20 protein-coding genes are annotated in these 23,068 nt (G+C 66.6%); 13 read left to right on the top strand and 7 right to left on the bottom strand.

Annotated elements, in window-relative coordinates; all coding sequences use genetic code 11:
* Nucleotides 1-1,539 carry a C13 family peptidase gene (locus BMZ43_RS21210; protein WP_017642884.1) on the top strand — a complete coding sequence of 513 codons (1,539 nt, stop codon included), beginning with the start codon at nucleotides 1-3 and terminating at the stop codon, nucleotides 1,537-1,539.
* Between the two features lie 88 nt (nucleotides 1,540-1,627).
* Nucleotides 1,628-2,269, top strand: coding sequence for an oxidoreductase (locus BMZ43_RS21205; protein ID WP_017642883.1), 642 nt, complete (start codon nucleotides 1,628-1,630; stop codon nucleotides 2,267-2,269).
* A gap of 218 nt (nucleotides 2,270-2,487) precedes the next feature.
* On the opposite strand, the gene BMZ43_RS21200 is transcribed toward BMZ43_RS21205, so the two are convergent.
* A complete protein-coding gene (locus BMZ43_RS21200) occupies nucleotides 2,488-3,423 on the bottom strand; it encodes a LysR substrate-binding domain-containing protein (protein ID WP_017642882.1) in 936 nt (311 codons plus the stop codon).
* 126 nt (nucleotides 3,424-3,549) lie between these two features.
* Here BMZ43_RS21200 and BMZ43_RS21195 point away from each other — a divergent pair, with 126 nt between their 5' ends.
* Both BMZ43_RS21195 and BMZ43_RS21190 read left to right on the top strand, forming a co-directional pair.
* The gene (locus tag BMZ43_RS21195; RefSeq protein ID WP_093256347.1) at nucleotides 3,550-4,926 is read left to right on the top strand and encodes an L-serine ammonia-lyase; all 1,377 of its coding nucleotides are present in this window, start codon (nucleotides 3,550-3,552) and stop codon (nucleotides 4,924-4,926) included.
* 63 nt (nucleotides 4,927-4,989) lie between these two features.
* Nucleotides 4,990-5,466, top strand: a complete 477-nt coding sequence (locus BMZ43_RS21190) for a YbaK/EbsC family protein (protein ID WP_017642880.1) — start codon at nucleotides 4,990-4,992, stop codon at nucleotides 5,464-5,466.
* On the opposite strand, the gene BMZ43_RS26975 is transcribed toward BMZ43_RS21190, so the two are convergent.
* Entirely contained in the window at nucleotides 5,454-5,582 is a 129-nt protein-coding gene (locus BMZ43_RS26975) for a hypothetical protein (RefSeq protein ID WP_017642879.1), read from the bottom strand. The genes BMZ43_RS21190 and BMZ43_RS26975 overlap by 13 nt on opposite strands.
* A gap of 145 nt (nucleotides 5,583-5,727) precedes the next feature.
* Between BMZ43_RS26975 and BMZ43_RS21185 the strand changes: the two genes are divergently transcribed.
* On the top strand, nucleotides 5,728-7,131 hold the full coding sequence (locus BMZ43_RS21185; RefSeq protein WP_093256345.1) for an aminotransferase-like domain-containing protein: 1,404 nt from the start codon (nucleotides 5,728-5,730) through the stop codon (nucleotides 7,129-7,131).
* Here the strand turns inward: BMZ43_RS21185 and BMZ43_RS21180 are convergent.
* Genes BMZ43_RS21180 through mpl form a run of 3 tightly spaced genes read right to left on the bottom strand, consistent with a single transcriptional unit; the run spans nucleotide 7,128 to nucleotide 9,404 of the window.
* On the bottom strand, nucleotides 7,128-7,424 hold the full coding sequence (locus BMZ43_RS21180) for a YceK/YidQ family lipoprotein (RefSeq protein ID WP_026084065.1): 297 nt from the start codon (nucleotides 7,422-7,424) through the stop codon (nucleotides 7,128-7,130). The two genes, BMZ43_RS21185 and BMZ43_RS21180, sit on opposite strands and share 4 nt — an antisense overlap.
* Complete coding sequence (gene ubiX / locus BMZ43_RS21175) at nucleotides 7,417-8,049, bottom strand: flavin prenyltransferase UbiX (RefSeq protein WP_026084064.1); 633 nt, start codon at nucleotides 8,047-8,049, stop codon at nucleotides 7,417-7,419. Before ubiX ends, BMZ43_RS21180 begins: the two co-directional genes overlap by 8 nt.
* Nucleotides 8,049-9,404 carry a UDP-N-acetylmuramate:L-alanyl-gamma-D-glutamyl-meso-diaminopimelate ligase gene (mpl, locus tag BMZ43_RS21170; RefSeq protein ID WP_093256343.1) on the bottom strand — a complete coding sequence of 452 codons (1,356 nt, stop codon included), beginning with the start codon at nucleotides 9,402-9,404 and terminating at the stop codon, nucleotides 8,049-8,051. The genes ubiX and mpl overlap by 1 nt, the downstream gene beginning before the upstream one ends.
* A 288-nt stretch (nucleotides 9,405-9,692) precedes the next feature.
* Here mpl and BMZ43_RS21165 point away from each other — a divergent pair, with 288 nt between their 5' ends.
* The gene (locus tag BMZ43_RS21165; RefSeq protein WP_064307610.1) at nucleotides 9,693-10,859 is read left to right on the top strand and encodes an SLAC1 family transporter; all 1,167 of its coding nucleotides are present in this window, start codon (nucleotides 9,693-9,695) and stop codon (nucleotides 10,857-10,859) included.
* Here the strand turns inward: BMZ43_RS21165 and BMZ43_RS21160 are convergent.
* Entirely contained in the window at nucleotides 10,856-12,748 is a 1,893-nt protein-coding gene (locus BMZ43_RS21160) for a sigma-54-dependent Fis family transcriptional regulator (RefSeq protein WP_064307609.1), read from the bottom strand. The genes BMZ43_RS21165 and BMZ43_RS21160 overlap by 4 nt on opposite strands.
* A 247-nt stretch (nucleotides 12,749-12,995) precedes the next feature.
* Between BMZ43_RS21160 and BMZ43_RS21155 the strand changes: the two genes are divergently transcribed.
* The 7 genes from BMZ43_RS21155 (at nucleotide 12,996) to BMZ43_RS21125 (ending at nucleotide 21,806) form a co-directional block, all read left to right on the top strand.
* The gene (locus BMZ43_RS21155) at nucleotides 12,996-14,516 is read left to right on the top strand and encodes an acetaldehyde dehydrogenase ExaC (RefSeq protein WP_093256341.1); all 1,521 of its coding nucleotides are present in this window, start codon (nucleotides 12,996-12,998) and stop codon (nucleotides 14,514-14,516) included.
* A 185-nt stretch (nucleotides 14,517-14,701) separates the two neighbouring features.
* A complete protein-coding gene (gene adhP / locus BMZ43_RS21150; protein ID WP_026084062.1) occupies nucleotides 14,702-15,733 on the top strand; it encodes an alcohol dehydrogenase AdhP in 1,032 nt (343 codons plus the stop codon).
* A 175-nt stretch (nucleotides 15,734-15,908) separates the two neighbouring features.
* Nucleotides 15,909-16,556 (top strand): DedA family protein, encoded by a 648-nt coding sequence (locus BMZ43_RS21145; protein WP_017642870.1) that lies wholly within the window; start codon nucleotides 15,909-15,911, stop codon nucleotides 16,554-16,556.
* A gap of 4 nt (nucleotides 16,557-16,560) precedes the next feature.
* Complete coding sequence (locus BMZ43_RS21140; RefSeq protein WP_093256339.1) at nucleotides 16,561-17,397, top strand: M90 family metallopeptidase; 837 nt, start codon at nucleotides 16,561-16,563, stop codon at nucleotides 17,395-17,397.
* A gap of 51 nt (nucleotides 17,398-17,448) precedes the next feature.
* Nucleotides 17,449-17,976, top strand: a complete 528-nt coding sequence (gene ppa, locus BMZ43_RS21135) for an inorganic diphosphatase (RefSeq protein WP_007161198.1) — start codon at nucleotides 17,449-17,451, stop codon at nucleotides 17,974-17,976.
* 244 nt (nucleotides 17,977-18,220) lie between these two features.
* Nucleotides 18,221-20,410, top strand: coding sequence for a TonB-dependent receptor (locus BMZ43_RS21130; protein WP_093256336.1), 2,190 nt, complete (start codon nucleotides 18,221-18,223; stop codon nucleotides 20,408-20,410).
* A 334-nt stretch (nucleotides 20,411-20,744) separates the two neighbouring features.
* Entirely contained in the window at nucleotides 20,745-21,806 is a 1,062-nt protein-coding gene (locus tag BMZ43_RS21125) for an AsmA family protein (RefSeq protein ID WP_064307604.1), read from the top strand.
* Between the two features lie 311 nt (nucleotides 21,807-22,117).
* On the opposite strand, the gene ilvA is transcribed toward BMZ43_RS21125, so the two are convergent.
* Nucleotides 22,118-23,068 (bottom strand): threonine ammonia-lyase, biosynthetic (ilvA, locus tag BMZ43_RS21120; protein ID WP_093256333.1); only part of this gene is annotated, 951 nt, incomplete at its 5' end.

The raw sequence follows: 23,068 nt of genomic DNA, 5'->3' as shown, positions 1-23,068 counted from the left end.
ATGAGCGCCCTCCTGCCCCGTCTCGCCCTCGCCGCGCTGTTGCTGGCGGCCTGCGCTGTCCAGGCAGCGCCCAACGCGAGCAGCGTGAGGCTGCCCGATGGCGGGGTCTATACCGGCGAGATCGTCAGCGGCCTGCTCAACGGCAGCGGCCGCATCGAGTGGCCCAACGGCAACTGGCTCAAGGGTCGCTTCAAGGATGGCCTTGCCGAAGGCCCCGGCGAACAGCAATTCGCCGACGGTACCTACTACCAGGGCACCTTTCGCCGCGGTCTCTACCATGGCCAGGGCAATCTGATCAGCAGCAGCGGCTGGGAGTACCATGGCAGCTTCGTCAACGGTCGCATGCAGGGCCAGGGCTCCAAGCTCGACAGCGACGGCACCCAGACCATCGGCACCTTCAACGACGGCCACCTCAATGGCGTCGGCCAGTGGCAGGAGCCGGGTGGCGATCGCTATGACGGCGAATTCGTCGACGACCAGTTCGAAGGAGCCGGCGTCTATCGCAGCGCTGGTGGCGATCTCTGGCGCGGGCGCTTCAGTGGCGGCGAGCTGACCGGTAACGGCGAATTCGTCGGCAGCGACAGCAGCCAGTATCGCGGCGCCTTCCGCAACTGGAAGTTCGACGGCCAGGGTGTGCTCACCAACAGCGACGGCAGCGTCTATCGCGGCAACTTCGCCGATGGCGTCTATGCCGGCATGGGCGTCCTGACCGGCGCCGACGGCCAGGTCGAACGCGGTCTCTGGGAGGGCGGCAAGCGCATCCGCGACGACCAGGGCCAATACATCGCCGATCCGCTGGAGCGCGCCCTGCTCGACCAGGGCAAGGTGCTCGACCAGGAGCTGCAGCAGATCCCGGCCTCCACCTCCGCCACCGAACTCTATGGCCTGGTGCTGGCCGGTGACGGCGGTCAGGGCGTATTCCAGCGCGAAGCCAACTACGTGGCCAACTTCCTGACCACCACCTGGGGCGCCCGCGATGTCGTCCACCTGATCAACGCCAAGGACATCCGCAGCGACCATCCGCTGGCCACTCGCGAGAATCTCTACCAGAGTCTGCAGGCCCTGGCCCAGCGCACCGGTCCCGAAGACCTGATCCTCATCTACCTGACCAGCCACGGCTCGGCCGACCATCAGCTGGTGCTCTCCCAACCGGGCCTGGACCTCTCCAGCCTGCCGGCCGCGGAGCTGGGCCGCCTGCTCGCGCCCCTGCGCGGCCGCGACAAGCTGATCATCGTCTCCAGCTGCTACAGCGGCGGCTTCATCCCGCAATTGCAGGACGACCATACCCTGGTGATGACCGCCTCCAAGGCCGATCGCACCTCTTTCGGCTGCACCGACGAAGCCGACTTCACCTACTTCGGCCGTGCCCTGTTCGCCGAGGCCTTCCAGCACACCGACGATCCCGAGCAGGCCTTCCAGCGCGCTCGCGACACCGTGTCGGTGCGCGAGAAGACCGAAGGCTTCGATCCGTCCGAGCCCCAGCTCTGGGCGCCGCCTGCCGTGCTGCAGAAGTGGCGCGCCTGGCGTGCGAGCCGCTGAGTGCGGCTTTCGCCCAGGGCCTTGACGAACAACCGGAACGCCTGAGGTCCAACCTGACATCAGCGGTCGCCGCTACAAGGAGAGCCCCGTGTACCTGACGCCTCAGCACGCCCTCATCGCCGGCGCCACTGGCCTGACCGGCGAACACCTGCTCGACCGCCTCCTCAACGAGCCGACGGTACCCCGGGTGCTGGCGCCGACGCGCCGTCCGCTGGCGGAACACGCCCGGCTGGACAACCCGGTAGGTGACCTCAACAGCCTGCTGCCGACCCTGGAGGGCCCGCTGGATGTGGCCTTCTGCTGCCTGGGCACCACCATGAAGCAGGCCGGTTCCGAAGCCGCCTTTCGCGCCGTGGACTACGGCCTGCCCCTGGCGGTGGGCCAGCGCGCCCTGGAACTGGGCGCCCGCCACTACATCGTGGTCAGCGCCATCGGCGCCGATCCGCAGTCCTCGATCTTCTACAACAAGGTCAAGGGCGAGCTGGAAGAGGCCCTGCGCGCCCAGGGCTGGACGCAACTGACCCTGGCACGGCCGTCACTGCTGATCGGCCAGCGCCAGGAAGAACGCCTGGGCGAGCGCCTGGCCGCCCCGCTGTCGCAGTGGCTGCCGGGCAAGTGGCACGGCATCGAAGCCGCCGTCCTGGCCCGGGCGCTGTGGCGCCTGGCTCTGGAAGAAGGCAAGGGCGTGCGAGTGGTTGAATCGGACGAGTTGCGCAAACTGGGGCGTTGAAGGCTTGGCCGCTATCGACCGTAGGTTGGGCTGAGAAGGCGCCATCGTCGAAGCCCAACATGCCGGTGCCGAGGCAAACACTGTTGAGCTTCGCTGCGCTCAACCCAACCTACGATAGCCTGTAGGAGCGACCCATGGCCGCGATCCCTCTCTCAGGCTTGTGTCGTTAGCCCTCGCTACCGGGCCTGGGTGCATCCTATCGCGGTCGTGGACCGCTCCTAAGCCGGCTGCGCCAGCACCATCTGATCCACCTCCTGCACCAGCCAGTCGTGCAGGGCGCGCAGGCGTGGATCGGCTAGCGCACCCTGGGCATAGAGCAGCATGTACCTCTTGTGCGCCGGCACTGAGCGGCCAAAGGGCGGCACCACCAGCACGCCACGGGCCAGTTCGTCGGTGATCAGGGCGCGGCGGGCGATGGCCACGCCCATGCCGGCGATGGCCGCTTCGATGGTCAGGTGGTTGCGGTTGAAGGTATGGCCCCGCCGCACGTCCAGCGCCGGGGCGCCGATGCTGGCCAGATAGAACTCCCATTCGGCGTATTCGTAGCTGCCGCGCCAGGCGGTGATGTCATGCAGCAGCGGATAGAACTCCAGGTCCTCCGGTCGCTCCAGTGGCGGGCGTCCCGCCAGCAGACTGGGGGCGCAGACTGGAAAGATCTCCTCCTCCATCAGCGGCGTCGAGGCCAGGCCCGGATAGCTGCCGTCGTTCAGGTCGATGGCCAGGTCGAATTCGCCCTCGCGCAGCGACCAGCTGCTGTCCTCGGCCACCAGGCGCAATTGCAGATCGGGAAAGCGGGCCTGTAGGCGCGGCAGCCGCGGGGTCAGCCATTTGCCCAGGAACGAGGGAATCGACCGGAGCCGCACCACGCCGCCGAACTGACCGGCGTTGAGACGGCGCAATTCGGCATCGATCAGCCCGTAGGCCTGATTCAGGGTGGTCGCCAGGCGCTGGCCCTCGGCGGTCAGCTCCAGGCCACGCGCGACGCGATGGAACAGCTTGAAACCCAGCCGCTCTTCCAGCTGGCGCATCTGCTGGCTGATGGCGCCGGGCGTCACGTGCAGCTCTTCGGCGCAGCGCGTGAAGGACAGATGCCGAGCGGCGCAGGCGAAGACCTGTAACCAGGCCTGGGTTTGGGCATTGAGGATCCGGCTCATCGATGAGTTCCGCTAAAGGATCGCTTAGAAGCTTTCGTTTGTGCGAGCTGAGGGCTTATCACCACTATGAGCCATCCGCCGGCACCTTGTCTGGCGACCATTCAAGCTCAATCAGGGATTACCGACATGGCCATCAGCGTCTTCGACCTGTTCAAAATCGGCGTGGGTCCGTCCAGTTCCCATACCGTGGGCCCGATGCGGGCCGGCGCCCTCTTCGCCCAGCGGCTGGTCGACGAAGGCCTGCTCGAACAGGTCAAGCGGGTCGAGGTGCGCCTCTATGGCTCGCTGTCGGCCACCGGCGTCGGCCATGGTACCGACCGCGCCACCCTGATCGGCCTGATGGGCGAGTGGCCGGATCGCGTCGATCCTGCCGCCGTGGAGCCACGCATCGAAGCGCTGCGCAATGAACGTCAGCTGCTGCTGGCCGGTCGCCAGGCGATCCACTTCGATTGGCAGGAAGACATGCTGCTGCTGGACGAGAGTCTGCCCTATCACCCCAACGCCATGACCCTGACCGCCTTTGGCGCCACCGGCGAGGTGGCCGAGGCGACCTACTACTCCATCGGCGGCGGCTTCGTGGTCGACGCCGCCCAGGCCGCCAGCGGCGTGCTGGACAACGACACCACCGAACTGCCCTATGACTTCTCCAGCGGCGCCGAGCTGCTGCACCTGTGCCGCAGCCACGGCCTGGGCGTGGCCGAGCTGATGCTGGCCAACGAGAAGCGCTGGCGCTCCGAAGAGGAGATCCGCAGCGGCCTGCTGCGCATCTGGGACGTGATGCGCGAATGCGTCCAGAACGGCCTTGCCAACGAAGGCATCCTGCCCGGCGGCCTCAAGGTGCGTCGCCGCGCCGCCCGTCTGCACCAGAGTCTGCAGGCCATCGGCAAGCCCAACGTCATCGGCTCGACCCTCTCCGCCATGGAGTGGGTCAACCTCTTCGCCCTGGCGGTGAACGAGGAGAACGCCGCCGGCGGCCGCATGGTCACCGCGCCCACCAACGGTGCGGCCGGGATCATCCCGGCGGTGCTGATGTACTACATGAAATTCAACCCCGACGCCTGCGACGACGACGTGGTGCGCTTCATGCTCGCCGCCGCCGCGGTCGGCATCCTGTGCAAGAAGAACGCCTCCATCTCCGGCGCCGAGGTGGGTTGCCAGGGCGAGGTCGGTTCGGCCTGCGCCATGGCCGCCGCGGGCCTGGCCGAGGTGCTGGGCGCCAGCCCCGCGCAACTGGAGAACGCCGCCGAGATCGGTCTGGAGCACAACCTCGGGCTGACCTGCGACCCGGTAGGAGGCCTGGTGCAGGTCCCCTGCATCGAGCGCAACGCCATCGCCGCGGTCAAGGCGATCAACGCCGCCCAGATGGCCCTGCGCGGTGACGGCGAGCACTTCATCTCCCTCGACCAGGTGATCCGCACCATGAAGGAAACCGGTGCGGACATGCACAGCAAGTACAAGGAAACCTCCCGCGGCGGCCTGGCCGTGACCTTCGTGGAGTGCTGAGTCAGCCTTGACGCAGGCGCGGTGGATTGTCGAGAGTCGGACTTTTCCCTCACAGGAACGCCCATGAGCCTCGACTCCGTCCGCCAGCACCTTGCCCGCATCGCGCCCGACCTCGAGATCCTCGAGGCCACCACCAGTACCGCAACCGTCACCCTGGCGGCAGCCGCCCATGGCGTGGAGCCCGGGCGCATCGCCAAGACCCTGGGCTTGAAAGTCGGGGATCAGCAGCTGCTGCTGGTGGCCCGCGGCGATGCGCGACTGGACAACCGCAAGCTCAAGGCCGCCTTTGGTGGCAAGGCCAAGCTGCTCGATGCCGCTACCGTGGAAGGCCTCACCGGACATCCAGTAGGTGGCGTCTGCCCGTTCGGACTGACCACCCCGCTGCCGGTCTACTGCGACGAATCGCTCAAGGCCTTCGACGAGGTACTACCCGCCGCGGGCGCCATCCACAGCGCCGTGCGCCTCACGCCCGAGCGGCTGGCCGCCCTCAGCGAGGCGCGCTGGGTGGATGTCTGCGAGGTGGGCGATCAGCGCAGCTGATCGTGCTTTTCGACGTCGCGCCGATCCTTGTTCAAGACGACGCAGGCGTAGTAGCCGCCGCCAAGCAGGATGAGTGCGAGCAGGCTGAAAAGAATCATGAAGATACCATCGTCCATGGCTGCCTCCGAGAGATGCCAGAAAGGGATGGATAAAGCTTAGGCCCCAAGGCGCTCGCGTTACAGCAGCAGGTAGACATATGAAAAACCGGATCAGATGGCTGGTGCCTCGCTATAGTGACGGTCTCCCCTGCCCTGGCCTCGCATGAAGCGCTACGAACGATTCGCCGACCAGCTCGCCACCCTGATGAACAGCGGCGTCCTCGCCCCCGGCGAGCGCCTGCCGTCGGTGCGCAACGCCAGTCAGACCCACGGCATCAGCCCCTCCACGGTGTTCCAGGCCTATTACCTGCTGGAGAGTCGCGGCCTGATCGAGGCGCGCGAGCGATCCGGCTACTTCGTCCGCGAACCGGCTCGGGCGCGGGACGCGGCGCCCTTGCTGACCCCTCTGGAAGGCACCGAGGTGGCGGTGAGCGATCTGGTCTATTCGGTGCTGCAGTCACTGCAGGACCCGGACATCGTGCCCTTCGGCTCGGCCTTTCCCAGTCCCGATCTGTTTCCCCTGGCGCGGCTGGCCCGCAGCATGGCCCACGGCCTGCGCGACCTTCCCGCCCAGGACCTCACCGCCTACGTCACCCCCGGTCATCCCGAATTGCGTCGGCAGATCGCCCGGCGCTACGGCCTGGCCGGCATGCCCGAGGTCGGCGAAGAGCTGGTGATCACCCACGGTGCCCTGGAGGCCCTCAACCTGGGCCTGCAGAGCCTGACCCGTCCCGGCGATCTGGTGGCGGTGGAAAGCCCGGCCTTCTACGCCAGCCTGCAGGTATTGGAGCGGCTACAGCTCAAGGCGGTGGAGATTCCCGTCGACCCCGAGCGCGGCCTCAATCTGGATGCCCTGGAAGAGGCCCTGAGCCGCCTGCCGATCAAGGCCTGCTGGTTCATGAGCGGCCTGCAGAATCCCACCGGGGTCAGTCTCGACGACCGCGCCCAGCAGCGACTCTATGGCCTGCTGCAACGCCATCAGGTGCCGCTGCTGGAAGACGACGTCTATGCCGAGCTCTACAGCGGCAGCGAACCGCACCGCCCGGTCAAGCGCTTCGACCGTGACGGCCTGGTGCTGCACTGCGGCTCCTTTTCCAAGTGCCTGGCGCCCGGCTATCGCATCGGCTGGATCGCCGCCGGCCGTCAGGCCGGTGCCGTCGCCCGGCTGCGGCTGATGACCACCATCACCCCCTCGATGCCGGCCCAGGCCGCCCTGGCGGACTACCTGCAGCACGGCGGCTACGACCGCCATCTACGCCGCTTGCGGCTGAGTCTCGATCGGCAGCGCCAGGCCATGCTGACCGCGGCGCGGCGCTACTTTCCCGCCGACACCCACGTCAGCCGGCCCCAGGGCGGTTACTTTCTCTGGTTCGAACTCCCCGAGCGGGTGGACAGTCTGGCGCTCTATCGCCAGGCCCTGGCCGAGGGCATCAGCCTGGCGCCGGGACCAATCTTTTCCGCGCAGCAGGGTTTTCGAAACTGCATCAGGCTCAATTGCGGTCATCCCTGGGACGCGCGCAGCGAGGCGGCCATGGCCAGGCTTGGCGAGTTGCTGGCGGCGTTCTAGAGGCCGCCACGCACGCTGCCCCGCCCACCGATAGCGGCCGGCAGGGACAGCGGCAGCAGCAGGGTATCGAGCAGGGCGCTGGCGGGCAGGTCCAGCGCCGGCCAGGCCGGCGCCTCGGCGCCAAAGCGCTCCTGGGCGCAGCAGCCGCCCTGCAGCGCATAGAGATCCAGCCGGGTACCGGCATAGACCACCGGCGCGCCGGGCTTGGCGGCGTCCAGGGTACGCACCGTAGCGCAGCCGCCAAGGGCCAGGACGGCCGTCAGTAGCAGGCCGAGACGCACGATTCTAGTCATCGTTGCCGGACAGGTGATGTTCGCCCCAGCGCGGCAGCATGTCCTGGGGGATGCCCAGGGTGTTGAGGATGCGTGCCACCACGAAGTCCACCAGGTCGTCGAGGGTCTGCGGCTGGTGGTAGAAGCCCGGCGAGGCCGGCAGGATGGTCACCCCCAGGTTGGACAGTTTGAGCATATTCTCCAGATGGATGCTGGAGAACGGCGACTCGCGCGGCACCAGCACCAGCTGACGGCGTTCCTTGAGGGCCACGTCGGCGGCGCGTTCGATGAGGTTGTTGCTGGCGCCGGTGGCGATGGCCGAGAGGGTGCCGGTGGAACAGGGGCAGACCACCATGGCCGCCGGGGCGCTGGAGCCGGACGCCGGCGGTGCCATCCAGTCGCTCTGGCCGAACACCCGTACCTGGCCGGGGGCCGCGCCGGTGTATTCGGTGAGAAAGGCCTGCATGGCCTGGGGCTTGGGTGGCAGCACCACGTCGGTCTCGGTGGCCATCACCAGTTGCGCGGCCTTGGAGATGAGGAAGTGCACCTCGCGTTCCTCCTGCACCAGGCAGTCCAGCAGGCGCAGGCCGTACTGGGAGCCGGAGGCGCCGGTCAGTGCCAGGGTGATGCGTTCCGGGCCGGCCATCATGCCTGCTCCAGGGCCGCGGCCAGCTTGCCGTGCAGACCGCCGAAACCGCCGTTGCTCATGATCACCACATGGGTGGAGCCGTCCAGTTCCGCCTTGACGCGCTCGATGATGGCCTCCAGGGAGTCGCAGACCACGGCCGGAACGGCGCAGGCCTCGGCCGTTCCGGCCAGGTCCCAGCCCAGATTCGGCGGGGCATACCAGACCACGCTGTCGGCCCCGGTAACGCTGGCCGGCAGGCCGTCGCGGTGGGCGCCCAGTTTCATGGAATTGGAGCGCGGCTCTATGACGGCGATGATCCGCTCGCTGCCAACCCGGGCGCGCAACCCCTGCAGGGTGGTGGCGATAGCGGTGGGATGGTGGGCGAAGTCGTCGTAGACGGTCACGCCGCGCACCTCGGCGACCTTCTCCATACGCCGCTTCACACTGCGGAACTCGCTCAGGGCGGCGACGCCCATGCTTGGCACCACCCCGACATGACGAGCCGCCGCCAGGGTGGCCAGGGCATTGGCCACGTTGTGCTGGCCGGTCAGCTCCCAGTTCACGGTGCCCTGGACCTCGCCGTCGAACAGTACCTCGAAGCGCGAACCGTCCTCGGCCAGCAGGCGGGCCTGCCATTGGCCACCTGCGCCGGTGGTCTGCACCGGGGTCCAGCAACCCATCTGCAGCACCCGTGCCAGGGCCGTTTCGGCGGTGGGATGGATGACCAGGCCACTGCTGGGAATGGTCCGCACCAGATGATGGAACTGCCGCTCAATGGCTGCCAGATCCGGGAAGATGTCCGCGTGATCGTATTCCAGGTTGTTGAGGATGGTGGTCCGCGGCCGGTAGTGGACGAACTTGGATCTCTTGTCGAAGAAGGCGCTGTCATATTCATCGGCTTCCACCACGAAGAAGGGCGTGCCGCCCAGGCGCGCCGAGATGCCGAAATTCTGTGGCACCCCGCCGATGAGAAAGCCCGGGCTCATGCCGGCATGCTCCAGCACCCAGGCCAGCATGCTGGTGGTGGTGGTCTTGCCATGGGTCCCGGCGACCGCCAGCACCCAGCGGCCCTGCAAGACGTGCTCGGCCAACCACTGGGGACCGGAGACATAGGGCAGGCCCTTATCCAGCACGTATTCCACCGCCGGATTGCCGCGCGACAGGGCGTTGCCGATCACCACCAGGTCCGGGGCCGGATCGAGTTGGGCCGGATCGTAGCCCTGGGTCAGTTCGATGCCCTGGGCCTCCAGCTGGGTACTCATGGGCGGATAGACGTTGGCGTCGGAGCCGGTCACGCGATGGCCGGCTTCCTTGGCCAGCACCGCGAGCGACCCCATGAAGGTGCCGCAGATACCGAGGATGTGGATGTGCATGACAGGCGGGCTCCGCTGCAAATTGAACGGCGGCAAGGTTAGCACGGGGGGCCGCGCGGCCGGAGCGATGGCCGTCGCGGATGCCTGGTTCAAGGACAGCAAACCGGCGACACCAGGGGCGCGGGCGTCAACCAGATCGGGCACGTCGCCACGCCCTGACGGTGAGGCGCCGTATCGCCCGGGAGAACAGCGCTTATCTACCCCTTGGATTAATTATTCAAATTACTTCGCTTTCAATGATAAGACTGCCTGCCTAGGCTAGGGTCATTCCGTTTCAGGAGTCCTACCATGTCTCTTGCCGATGCCCTGTCCCTGCGCCAGGGGTGCAAACCCTTCCGCCATCTCGACCGCCCGCTGGAGGTCATCCGTCAGTTCACCCCCCACTGGTTCGCCGTGACCATGGGCACCGGTATCCTGGCCCTCGCCCTGGCGGCCTTTCCTCTGCCGCTGTCCGGACTGCACGCCCTCGCTGAAGGCCTCTGGCTGTTCAATGCCCTGCTGTTCAGCCTGTTCGCCGGGCTCTATGCCGCCCGCTGGTTGCTGTTCTACCACGAGGCCCGCGAGATCTTCGCCCACGCCACCGTCTCGATGTTCATCGGCACCATTCCCATGGGCCTGGCGACCCTGATCAACGGCCTGCTGCTGTTCGGCCTGCCACGCTGGGGCGAGGCGGTGCTGCCCCTGGCGCTCGGCCTCTGGTGGCTGGATGCGGCCATGGCCCTGGTCTGTGGGGTGCTGATTCCCTATCTGATGTTTACCCGCCAGGCGCACCGCATCGACCAGATGACCGCCGTCTGGCTGCTGCCCGTGGTGGCCGCCGAGGTGGCAGCCGCCAGTGGCGGCCTGCTGGTGCCGCACCTGGCGACCAGCGAGCAATTCACGGTGCTCGTCGCCAGCTATGTGCTCTGGGCCTATTCGGTGCCGGTCGCCTTGAGCCTGCTGGTGATCCTGCTGTTGCGCCTGGCGCTGCACAAGCTGCCGCCGGCCAACATGGCCGCGTCGAGCTGGCTGGCGTTGGGACCGATCGCCACCGGCGCCCTGGGCCTGCTGATACTGGGCGCCGATGCACCGACAGTGTTTGCCGCCCATGGCCTGGCCGGAATCGGCGAGATCGCCCAAGGCCTGGGCCTGTTGGGCGCGGTGCTGCTCTGGGGACTAGGGCTCTGGTGGCTGGCGCTGGCCGTACTGGTGACCCAGCGCCAGGCCCGTGAAGGCATGCCCTTCAACCTGGGCTGGTGGGGCTTCACCTTTCCCCTGGGTGTCTATGCCCTGACCACCCTGCGCCTGGGGGAAGCCCTGGCGGCGCCCTTCTTTACCGGCCTGGGCACCGTGCTGGTAGTGCTTCTTGCACTGCTATGGACCCTGGTCGCCAGCCGCACCCTGGCAGGCGCCTACCAGGGCAGCCTGTTCGTCTCGCCTTGCATCGCTCATCTTTGCCAGAAGGCGGCGCGTTAGTCCTGCGGACGTTGCAGACCGTGTTGATGCAGCCAACGATAGAGGGTGTTGCGACTCACTCCCAGGCGCTTGGCGGCGCGAGTCATCTGCCAGTGGCAGTCGTCCAGCACCGCACGCAGTTCCTCGCGGGCGCTGTCGACCGGCGCCGCGCTGGACGGCAGCGGCAGCCGGGCGCCACGGCAGTCGGCGGGTAGCTCGTCCAGACCGATCTGGCCGTCTTCGCTCAGGGCCACCAGGGTGCGCAGCACGGTGCGTAACTGGCGGACGTTGCCAGGCCAGGGCTGGGCGAGCAGACAGGCACGGGCTGCCGGATCGAGACGGATCGCCTCGCCGCGGGCCTCCTCGGCCAGCAGCAGATCGAGCAGTTCGCCACGGTCACTGCGCTCACGCAGGGCTGGCAGGGTCACCACCAGGCCGCGCAGGCGATAGTAGAGGTCTTCGCGAAAACTGCCGGCGGCCACCAGGGCTTCCAGATCACGGTGACTGGCGCTGACCAGGCGCAGGTCCAGGGCGCGAGGTGCGCCGCCGCCAAGGGGCACCACCTGGCGCTCTTCCAGCACCCTGAGCAAACGCGTCTGCAGCGCCAGGGGCATGTCGCCGATCTCGTCGAGAAAGAGGATGCCGCCATCGGCCTGCTGCAGCTTGCCGGCCATACCTTCCTTGCGCGCCCCGGTGAAGCTGCCGCCACGATAGCCGAACAGCTCGCTTTCGATCAGCGTCTCCGGAATGGCCGCGCAATTGAGCGCGACGAAGGCCTGACCGGCGCGGCTGCTGGCGCGGTGCAGGGCGCTGGCGAAGGCTTCCTTGCCGGTGCCGGTCTCGCCATGCAGCAGCACCGGCACGTCACGCTCCAGGACCTTGAGCGCCCGGGTGAAATCCCGCGCCAGGGCCGGATCGGCCAGGCAGATACCGCTGGGCACGGGCGTCTTGGGCACCGCTACCGGGGTGACCGGGCGCACCTGAGGGCCGCGCACCAGGCCGTGGAAGCCCTGCCCCTGGCGACCACGCAGTGCCCAGCAGGCGCTGGGGTGCGGGCGGGCGCGCTCCAACAGGTCGTCCAGCCGTAGCTCGAACAGGGCCTCCATCCGCTGCCCCAACACCGCACTACGCGCCAGGCCGAGCAGCATCAGCGCGGTTTCGTTGGCGGCCTGGACGCGGCCCTCGTCGTCGAAGGCCAGCAGCCCTTCGCTGAGCAGGCCGACATAGGCCGCCTGGGCATGGAAGCGCAGCAGGTAGCCAGCGGCGTAACGGTCGAGGAAATAGCAGCTCTCGATCAGCTTGGCCGAGAGATTGACCAGCGCCATGGTGTGGAACTGGCCCTGGCGCGAGGCTTCCTGGCGGGCGCTGGAGACATCCAGCACCGCCAGCAGCTCGCCGGCCGGATCGAAGACCGGACTGGCCGAGCAGGTCAGCTGGGTATGGCGACTGCGAAAGTGTTCGTCGCGATGGATGGTCAGCGCCTGGCGCTCCACCACGCAGGTGCCGATGCCGTTGGTGCCTTCACAGGCTTCGCTCCAGTCGGCGCCCAGCCACAGTCCGGCCTGCTGGAAGGTCTCGCGCTCGGCGTCGGCGGTCACGCAATCGAGGATCAGCCCGCGGGCATCGGTGAGCAGCACGGCATGGCCGGCGCCGCCCAGTTGCTGGTGCAGGGAATTCATCTGGCCGCGGGCGATCTGCAAGACCCGTTGCTGGCGCTGGCGGTGCTCGTCGAAGCGGGCGCGCTCCAGCACCCAGGGCGCTACGCGCGCGGCCGGGTCGAGCTGGTGTTCGTCGAGACAGCGCCGCCAGGAGCGGGCGATGGCCGGATCGCTGGCCGGGCCGTCAGGGACGGCGCCGCGGGCGAGTTCGAGCACCTGGCTGGCATGACGATCGGACGGGGTGGCGGCCATTGTCGTTGTCCTCCGCGGGGGCGTCTGCGCGGCCACCAGCATAGGCCAAATCGGTCGGACTGCGCACGCTGTCACCCCCAGGTGACAGGCTGTCACGCCAAGGGGTGACACCTCTGTCACAGTGACAGGTGACGGCACTCCCTGGAGAAGTCCACAAGGCCGCATCCACGCGGGTTCGCCCGACTTGGCCCGCGCCTTGCTCAGGATCGGAGCGCCGCTTCATACAAGAACAAACAGGAGACCCACCATGCGCTACGCAGCTCCCGGCACCCAAGACGCCCTGCTCACCCTGCAGGCCCGCTACGGCAACTACATCGGCGGCGAATTCGTCGCCCCGGTGAAAGGCCAGTACTTCACCAACACCTCCCCGGTGAACGGCTCGGTGATCGGTGAATTTCCCCGCTCCGACGCCGCCGACATCGAACGCGCCCTGGACGCCGCCTATGCCGCCGCCGATGCCTGGGGCCGTACCTCGGTGCAGGACCGCTCGCTGATCCTGCTCAAGATCGCCGACCGCATCGAACAGAACCTGGAAAAACTGGCCGTCGCCGAGACCTGGGACAACGGCAAGGCAGTGCGCGAGACGCTCAACGCCGATGTGCCCCTGGCCGCCGACCACTTCCGCTACTTCGCCGGCTGCATCCGCGCCCAGGAAGGCAGCGCCGCCGAGATCAACGACAACACCGCCAGCTATCACTTCCACGAGCCATTAGGCGTGGTCGGCCAGATCATCCCCTGGAACTTCCCGCTGCTGATGGCCGCCTGGAAGCTGGCCCCGGCGCTGGCCGCCGGCAACTGCGTGGTGCTCAAGCCCGCCGAGCAGACGCCGCTGTCCATCACCCTGTTCGCCGAGATCGTCGGCGACCTGCTGCCGCCCGGCGTGCTCAACGTGGTGCAGGGCTATGGCAAGGAAGCCGGCGAGGCGCTGGCCACCAGCACCCGTATCGCCAAGATCGCCTTTACCGGCTCCACCCCGGTGGGTTCGCACATCCTCTCCTGCGCGGCCAAGAACATCATTCCCAGCACCGTGGAGCTGGGCGGCAAGTCGCCCAACATCTACTTCGAAGACATCATGCAGGCCGAGCCGAGCTTCATTGAGAAGGCCGCGGAAGGTCTGGTGCTGGGCTTCTTCAACCAGGGCGAGGTCTGCACCTGCCCGTCCCGCGCCCTGGTGCAGGAATCCATCTACGCCCCCTTCATGGAAGCGGTGATGAAGAAGATCGCCCAGATCAAGCGCGGCGATCCGCTGGATACCGAGACCATGGTCGGTGCCCAGGCTTCCCAGCAGCAATTCGAGAAGATCGTCTCCTACCTGGAGATCGCCCGCGAGGAAGGCGCCGAATTCCTCACCGGCGGCAACGTCGAGAAGCTGCAGGGCGACCTGGCCAGCGGCTATTACATCCAGCCGACCCTGCTCAAGGGCCACAACAAGATGCGCGTCTTCCAGGAAGAGATCTTCGGCCCGGTGATCGGCGTCACCACCTTCAAGGACGAAGCCGAGGCCCTGGCCATCGCCAACGATACCGAGTTCGGCCTCGGCGCCGGCGTCTGGACCCGCGACATCAATCGCGCCTACCGCATGGGCCGCGGCATCAAGGCCGGTCGCGTCTGGACCAACTGCTACCACCTCTATCCCGCCCATGCCGCCTTCGGTGGCTACAAGAAATCCGGCGTCGGCCGCGAAACCCACAAGATGATGCTCGACCACTACCAGCAGACCAAGAATCTGCTGGTCAGCTACGACATCAATCCGCTGGGCTTCTTCTAAAGCGACGCCTGGATCGCGCGCCTCAGCAGGACGTCGGGGCGCGCCTCCCGCCTGACCTGGATCAACACCCCCTCCCCGTGGGTGGCCGACGCTAGACGCAGCGGCCGCCCGTGGCGGACAGGTGCGTCCCGGCGCAGGCCCCGTCTGGCTTCATCCACGCATCATGCCTCCATGAGGGACTCGTCATGCCCAAAACCATGAAAGCCGCCGTCGTCACCGCCTTTGGCAAACCCCTGGAATTCCGCGAAGTCGAGGTGCCCACCCCGGGTGCCGGCCAGGTGCTGGTCAAGATCGCCGCCAGCGGCGTCTGCCACACCGATCTGCACGCCGCCCAGGGCGATTGGCCGGTCAAGCCCAATCCGCCCTTCATCCCCGGTCACGAAGGCGTCGGCCATGTGGTGGCAGTAGGCGCGGGAGTCACCCACGTCAAGGAAGGCGACCGGGTCGGCGTGCCCTGGCTGTATTCCACCTGCGGCCACTGCGAACACTGCCTGGGCGGCTGGGAGACCCTCTGCGAATCCCAGCAGAACACCGGCTACTCGGTGAATGGCGGCTTCGCAGAATACACCCTGGCCGATGCCGGCTACGTCGGCCGGCTGCCGGATAACGTCGGCTTCGTCGAGATCGCGCCCATCCTCTGCGCCGGGGTCACCGTCTACAAGGGCCTGAAGATGACCGACACCAAGCCGGGCAACTGGGTGGTGATCTCCGGCATCGGCGGGCTGGGCCACATGGCGGTGCAGTACGCCCGGGCCATGGGCCTAAACGTGGCGGCGGTGGATGTGGACGACCGGAAGCTCGACCTCGCCCGCCGGCTGGGCGCCGAGGTCACGGTCAACGCCCGCGAGCAGGATCCGGCGGCCTACCTGAAGCAGGAGATCGGCGGTGCCCACGGCGCTCTGGTCACGGCGGTTTCGCCCAAGGCCTTCGAACAGGCCATCGGCATGACCCGTCGCGGTGGCACCATCGCCCTCAACGGCCTGCCGCCGGGTGACTTCCCGCTGTCGATCTTCGACATGGTGCTCAATGGCACCACGGTACGGGGCTCCATCGTCGGCACTCGCCTGGACCTGCAGGAGGCGCTGGACTTCGCCGGCGAAGGCAAGGTCAAGGCCACGGTGAGCGCCGAGCCGCTGGAGAACATCAACGACATCTTCGCCCGCATGCATGAAGGCGGCATCGAGGGTCGGGTGGTGATCGACATGGCGCTGGGCTGAGAACCGGTCCAACAGTCCCGTGCCCATCTAGGCGCGGGACTGAACCTTTGCCCTACCGTGACCTCTGAGCGGCTGGCGTTTTTTCCCGGCGCCGATCTCGACCAGGCCACAAAACCCGGTCCCGGCTGCCTTTATAATCGCCGTCGGACCCTCGCAACCACGGTAGGCACGCTCCATGGAATTCAACCCGATCGATCTGATCCTGCACCTCGACGTCTATCTCAGCGGGTTGGTAGCCCAGTACGGTACCTGGATCTACGTCATCCTCTTCGCCGTGATCTTTTGCGAGACAGGTCTGGTGGTCATGCCCTTCCTGCCTGGCGACTCCCTGTTGTTCATCGCCGGCGCTTTATCCGCTCTGGGCGACATGGACCCCTATCTGCTGGCCGGCCTGCTGATGTTCGCTGCGGTGACGGGCGACAGCACCAATTACCTGATCGGCCGCTTCGCCGGCGACAAGCTGTTCAGCAATCCCCACTCCAAGGTGTTCCGCCGCGACTACCTGCTGCGCACCCAGGCCTTCTACGAGCACCACGGCGGCAAGACCATCACCCTGGCGCGCTTCCTGCCCATCATCCGTACCTTCGCCCCCTTCGTCGCCGGGGTCGGGCGCATGCACTACCCCTACTTTCTCGGCTACAGCGTGCTCGGCTCGCTGCTCTGGGTCGGCGGTCTGGTGAGTCTGGGCTACTTCTTCGGCAACGTGCCCTTCATCAAGCAGAATCTCACCCTGATGGTGCTGGCCATCATCGGCATCTCCCTGCTGCCGATGATCCTCGGCCTGATCAAGAGCCGGCGCGCCGCAGTCCAGAGCGGAGTCTGAGCCCTTGGGCTTCTGGCGCGCCTGGCGCGAGCGGCGCCTGCTGGAGCGGGTCGCCATCGCCGATGAACTCTGGGCGCGCCTGCGTCAGCGCCTGCCGCTCCTCGATGGCCTGAGTGCCGCCGAGGACACCTGGCTCCGCGAGCACTGCGTGCTGTTTCTCGCCGAGAAGCGCCTCACCCTGCTCCAGGGTCTTGGACTGGACGACGGCGACCGCCTGCTGCTGGCCGCCCAGGCCCTGCTGCCGCTGCTGCACCTGCCGGAAGCGGCGCTCTATCCCAATGTCCGCGAGATCGTCGTCTACCCGGACGCCTTCGTCAGTCCGCAGCGCCATCGCGACGAAGGTGGCCTGGAACACGAGTGGGACGAGGAACGCGACGGCGAAGCCTGGGATCGCGGCCAGGTGGTGCTGGCCTGGCCCGGCATCCAGGCCAGTGGCGGCTGGGAGGCCTACAATCTGGTCATCCACGAATTCGCCCACCTCCTCGACCTGCTCGCCGGTGGCCTGTGCAATGGCCAGCCGCCGCTGCACGAGGACATGCCCCAGGCCGCCTGGACCAGCGCCTTGCAGAGCGCCTACGACGACCTCAATCGCCAGCTCGATGCCGATCCGGATGCGCAGACTGTCCTCGACCCCTATGCGGCGGAAAGCCCCGAGGAATTCTTCGCCGTCGCCTGCGAGTACTTCTTCAGCGCCCCCGACCTGCTCAGCGAGCACTATCCAGCGGTGTACGAGCAGCTGCAGCAGCTGTTCCGCCAGGATCCGCGCCAGCGTCTCGCCGCCAGCCTGGCGAGCGTGCCACAGCCGACACCCCCGGGGTCCGAGGCTCGAACCCCGATCTGAAAGCGCCTATACTCCCGGCCACTTTTCCCAACCGACCAGAGGGACCCGTTCATGAGCTACAGCAAGATTCCCGCCGGCAAAGACCTGCCGAACGACATCTACGTCGCCATCGAGATTCCGGCCAACCACGCGCCGATCAAATACGAGATCGACAAGGACAGCGACGCCCTCTTCGTCGACCGTTTCATGGCCACCCCCATGTTCTACCCGGCCAACTACGGCTACATCCCCAACACCCTGGCCGACGATGGCGACCCCCTGGACGTGCTGGTCGTGACTCCCTACCCGGTCGCTCCCGGCGCCGTGATCCGCGCCCGTCCGGTCGGCGTGCTGCACATGACCGACGAAGCCGGCGGTGACGCCAAGCTGATCGCCGTCCCCCACGACAAGCTGAGCGTCCTGTACAAGGACGTGAAGGAATACACCGACCTGCCGGCCCTGCTGCTGGAGCAGATCAAGCACTTCTTTGAGAACTACAAGGATCTGGAGAAGGGCAAGTGGGTCAAGGTCGAAGGCTGGGGCGACGCCGACGCCGCCCGCGCCGAGATCACCAAGGCCGTGGCCGCCTACAAGGGCTGATCCACGCCGCTGTCGAAAAGCCCGGTTCGCCGGGCTTTTTTGTGCCCGCTCGCCACGTGGCCGACGGCATCCATTGCCGCTGCAGAAAAGGTTATCGCGCTAGCGTTGGTCGGAGCAAAGATGGCGCTCATCCGAATTAACGATAACAGTTATCATAACCGAATAGGATCGCGTCCCACTCGTGATCCTGTCACCCTGACAGGTACTCCGAGCCCTCGACCCGTCAGCACAGGATTCGCTCGTCATGGCTCGCTCGTGCTTTGTCTTCCCGTTCTCGCCCCTCGCCCTGGCCATCGCCGCCCTGAGCGTCGTCACCGGCGCGCCCGCCCTGGCGCAAACCAACGGCGACACCGTGCAACTGGACTCCACCACGGTGACTGCCACCGAGGCGCCCAAGGACGCTCCGCCGCCCGCCTACACCGGTGGCCAGGTGGCGACCGGGGGCAAGCTGGGCGTGCTGGGCAATCAGGACAACATGAGCGTGCCCTTCAGCGTCACCAGCTACACCGCCAAGCTGATCCAGGACCAGCAGGCCCAGACCATCGGCGAGGTGCTGAGCAACGACGCCTCGGTGCGCCAGTACAGCGGCTATGCCAACCAGTCGCAGAACTTCGTTATCCGCGGCTACAAGCTGACCGGCGATGACATCTCCTTCAACAACCTCTATGGCGTCATGCCGCGGCAGATCATCGCCACCGAAGCCCTGGAGCGGGTCGAGGTATTCAAGGGTCCCAACGCCTTCATCAATGGCGTGACACCTACCGGCTCCGGCATCGGCGGCGCGGTCAACCTGCAGCCCAAGCGCGCCCAGGACACCCCAACCCGCAGCTATACCGTCGACTACACCAGCGACGGCCGCCTCGGCCAGCATCTCGACCTCGGCCAGCGCTTCGGTGCGGACAACCGCTTCGGCGCCCGGATCAATCTGATGCAGCGCGAGGGCGATACCGCCATCGACGACGAGAGCCAGAGATCCAAGCTGTTCGTCGCCGGACTGGACTACCGGGGCGACCGCTTTCGCCTCTCCACCGACTTCGGCTACCAGAAGCAGGTGGTCAACGGCGGACGCGACAGCCTGCTGCTCGGCAGCCGCCTGACCCGCCTGCCCCATGCCCCCTCGTCCGATACCAACTACAACGCGCCCTGGACCCGTACCCAGCTGGAAGACACCTTCGGCATGGTGCGCGGCGAGTACGACCTGAGTGACCGCTGGACCGCCTACCTCGCCATGGGCGGCAAGCACACCCGGGAGAACGGGACCTACGGCAGCGCCACCCTGAATGATGAGGCGGGCAATCTCACCATCGGCGGGTCGAAGATCCCCCACGATGACGACTCCCGCACCGTCATGACCGGCCTGAATGGCAGCCTGCAGACCGGCCCCGTCAGCCACCAGATCGCCCTGGGCGCGTCCAGTATCTGGACGGAGCAGAAGAACGCCTACGACTTCGCCTTCCCTGCGGGCGCGAGCAATCTGGACCACCCAGTAGCTGTCGCCTATCCGCGATTCGGTCAATTCATAGGGGGGGATCTGCTCGATCCAGGCACCACCGGCAAGACCACCAACCAGAGCCTCGCGCTGTCCGACACCCTGGGCTTTTTCGACGACCGTCTGCTGACCACGGTCGGCGTTCGCCGCCAGTCCCTGCTGGTTCAGGGCTATGCCTATGGCGACGGCCCGCGGACCTCAAAGTACGACGAGTCCATCACCACCCCGATCTATGGCGTCGTCTACAAGCTGACCGATGAACTCTCGCTGTACGCCAACCGCATCGAGGGCCTGGCGCAAGGGCCGACCGCGCCTACCCGGAATGGCAGCACCCCGCTGCTGAACGCCGGCCAGGTGTTTTCGCCGGCGCGCTCCAAGCAGACCGAGGCCGGTATCAAGTACGACCAGGGTACCTTCGGAGCAACCCTGGGTGTTTACCGCATCGAACAACCAGCGGACGGCTACTCCCAAGGCAATCGCTACATTCGCGACGGTGAACAGGAAAACCGTGGCCTCGAGCTGAACGTCTTCGGCGAACCCCTGCTGGGACTGCGTCTGCTGGCGGGCGCCACCTTCATGGACACCGAGCTCAAGGGCACCCAGAACGGCAGCAACGACGGCAATCGTGCCATCGGCGTACCGCGCTTCCAGTACAACCTCGGCGCCGACTGGGATGTACCAGGCCTTGCAGGGGTGGCGCTCAACGGCCGCTTGCTGCGCACCGGCGGCCAATACGCCGATGCGGCCAACAACCTGAGCATTCCGGCCTGGACCCGCGTCGACCTTGGTGCGCGTTATCGCTTCAAAGTCGAGCAAAAAGACGTTACCCTGCGCGCCAACGTCGAGAACGTGGCCAACAAGGCCTATTGGGAATCCGCCTTTGGCGGTTACCTGACCCAGGGCGATCCGCGCACCCTCAAGGTGTCCGCCACCCTGGACTTCTGATCGACAGGCGTTCTGGCCCACCGCCAGCCGCCACGCGCCGCCTCAGCAGCGCATCCTTCATCTGCCCGGCAAGGGCAACCCGGGCGGGCCGGGCTCACCAAAAATCAGCTCAACCCGCCCTCGAAAGCCGGCCACAAGCCGGCTTTTTTGCGTCTGCCGTTCGAGTAGCTCATAACCAGGCGCAGCGGAGCGACGACCGGTACGGATGCAAGCCGCCCAGGCAGAGCCTTTCGCCCATGTCGGCGTCCTGAGTCAGCCCGCCAGGCAAACTCACGAGAAACTCAGGCCCGTTACTCAGGGTCGACCGAGGAAGAGTCCGCCCCGAGTCGCCATCATGTCCCGCCGTCTGCGTCTGCCTCTTTACTTCCTCATCGGCTTGGTCGTCCTGCTGCTGTGCCTGCACCTCGCCGCGCCGCTGTTGATCCGCCATTATCTCAACGACAAGCTGGCGGACATGGGCGACTATCGTGGCCAGATCACCGACGTGGACCTGGCCTGGTGGCGCGGCGCCTATCGCATCGAAGGGCTGGAGATCGTCAAGGTCAACGGCAAGGTGCCGGTGCCCTTTCTCAAGGCACCGGCCATCGACATCGCGGTGAGTTGGCGCTCGCTGTGGCAGGACCATGCCATCGTCGGGCGCATCGTCTTCGATCGCCCCGAACTCAACTTCGTCGACGGTGGTGCGCGCAAGGAGCAGTCGCAGACCGGTGAAGGCACCGACTGGCAGGACCAGGTGGACAAGCTGATCTCCATCACCCTCGACGAGGTGCGGGTGGTGAACGGGCGGGTGACCTTCCGCAACTTCAACTCCAAGCCCCAGGTGAATCTGGCAGCCACCGATGTTAACGCCAGCCTCTACAACCTGACCAACGCTGCCGACGCTCAGGACGAACGCATCGCCCACTTCGAAGGCAAGGCCGCCGTCCTCGGCAGCGCGCCCCTGGAAGCCAGCGCCCGCTTCGATCCCTTCAAGGACTTCACCGACTTCGATTTCCGCCTGAGAGTCACCGACATCGACCTGCCCAAACTCAATGATTTCGCCCGCGCCTACGGCAAGTTCGATTTCCGCGCCGGCAGCGGCGACGTGGTGGTGGAGGCCAAGGCGGTGGACGGCCAGCTCAGTGGCTACGTCAAGCCGCTGATGAAGAACGTCGACATCTTCGACTGGCAGCAGGACGTCGAGAACCGCAACAAGAACGCCCTGGAGAGCGCCTGGGAAGCCGTGGTCGGCACCGCCCAGACCCTGCTCAAGAACCAGCCCCGCGACCAGTTCGCCACCCGGGTGGATCTCTCAGGCAGCGTGAAGAACCAGGACATCAGTCCCCTACAGGCCTTCTTCAACATCCTGCGCAACGCCTTCGTCCAGGCCTTCAGTGCGCGGTATGACGCGGATTGACGCTCTCGTAGGTTGGCGCTGAGCATAGCGAAGCCCAACAGCTTGATTTCTGGCGTCCGGCCACCCTCACCCCAGCCCTCTCCCAGAGGGAGAGGGAGCGGTTGGACCCCGCAGCGTTTTCCACTGACGTACACGGACGCGAGCGGTGGATAAGGCCGCACCATAATCCACCCTACCCGTAGGTTGGCGCTGAGCGCAGCGAAGCCCAACGGGCGGGACTGTCAGTGATTCCAACGGTGGATAAGGCCGCACCGTGATCCACCCTACCCGTAGGTTGGCGCTGAGCGCAGCGAAGCCCAACACCATCACCCTCACCCGATAAACAACCGATACGCCGGATTGTCCGTCTCGTCCCAGTAGCGATAGCCGATGGCATCCAGGGTCGCCAACAGCTCGCCCCGCTCGGCGTCACTGGCTTCCAGTGCGGCGAATACCCGCCCATCCGCCGCGCCGTGATTGCGGTAGTGGAACATGCTGATGTTCCAGCGTCCGCCCAGGCGGTCGAGGAAGTCGAACAGCGCCCTGGGCCGCTCGGGGAATTCGAAGCGGAACACCTGCTCCTCACCGACCCGTGCCGCATGGCCACCCACGGTGTGGCGGATGTGCAGCTTGGCCAGTTCGTTGTCGGTCAGGTCCAGCACCGGGAAGCCCTGGTCGCGCAGGCCCTGCAGCAAGGCCTCACGTGGATCGCGCTGGGGGTGGGTCTGGACGCCGACGAAGATATGGGCTTCCTGGCCGGTGTGGTAGCGATAGTTGAATTCGGTGATCTGCCGCCGGCCCAGGGCCTCGCAGAAGGCCCGAAAGCTGCCCGGCCGCTCGGGGATGGTCACGGCGATGATGGCTTCGCGCTGCTCGCCCAGTTCGGCGCGTTCGGCCACGTGTCTCAGGCGGTCGAAGTTGATATTGGCGCCGGAATCGATGGCCACCAGCACCTGGCCGCCACCGCCCGCGCGCTCGGCGTACTTCTTGATCCCGGCCACGCCCAGGGCGCCAGCCGGTTCGGTGATGGAGCGGGTGTCGTCGTAGATGTCCTTGATCGCCGCGCAGATCTCGTCGCTGCTGACGGTGATCACCTCGTCCACATAGCGCCGGCAGATCTCGAAGGTATGGTGGCCGATCTGGGCCACGGCCACGCCGTCGGCGAACAACCCCACCCGCGGCAGGACCACCCGCTCACCAGCCGCCATGGCCTGCTGCAGGCAGTTGGAGTCGTCCGGCTCGACGCCTATAACCTTGATTTCGGGGCGCAGGTATTTCACATA

It is taken from the genome of Pseudomonas sp. Snoq117.2 (assembly GCF_900110545.1).
GTDB lineage: Bacteria > Pseudomonadota > Gammaproteobacteria > Pseudomonadales > Pseudomonadaceae > Chryseomonas > Chryseomonas benzopyrenica.
Note: the sequence above shows the minus strand (reverse complement) of the source record. Positions and strands in the feature narration are given on the sequence as shown.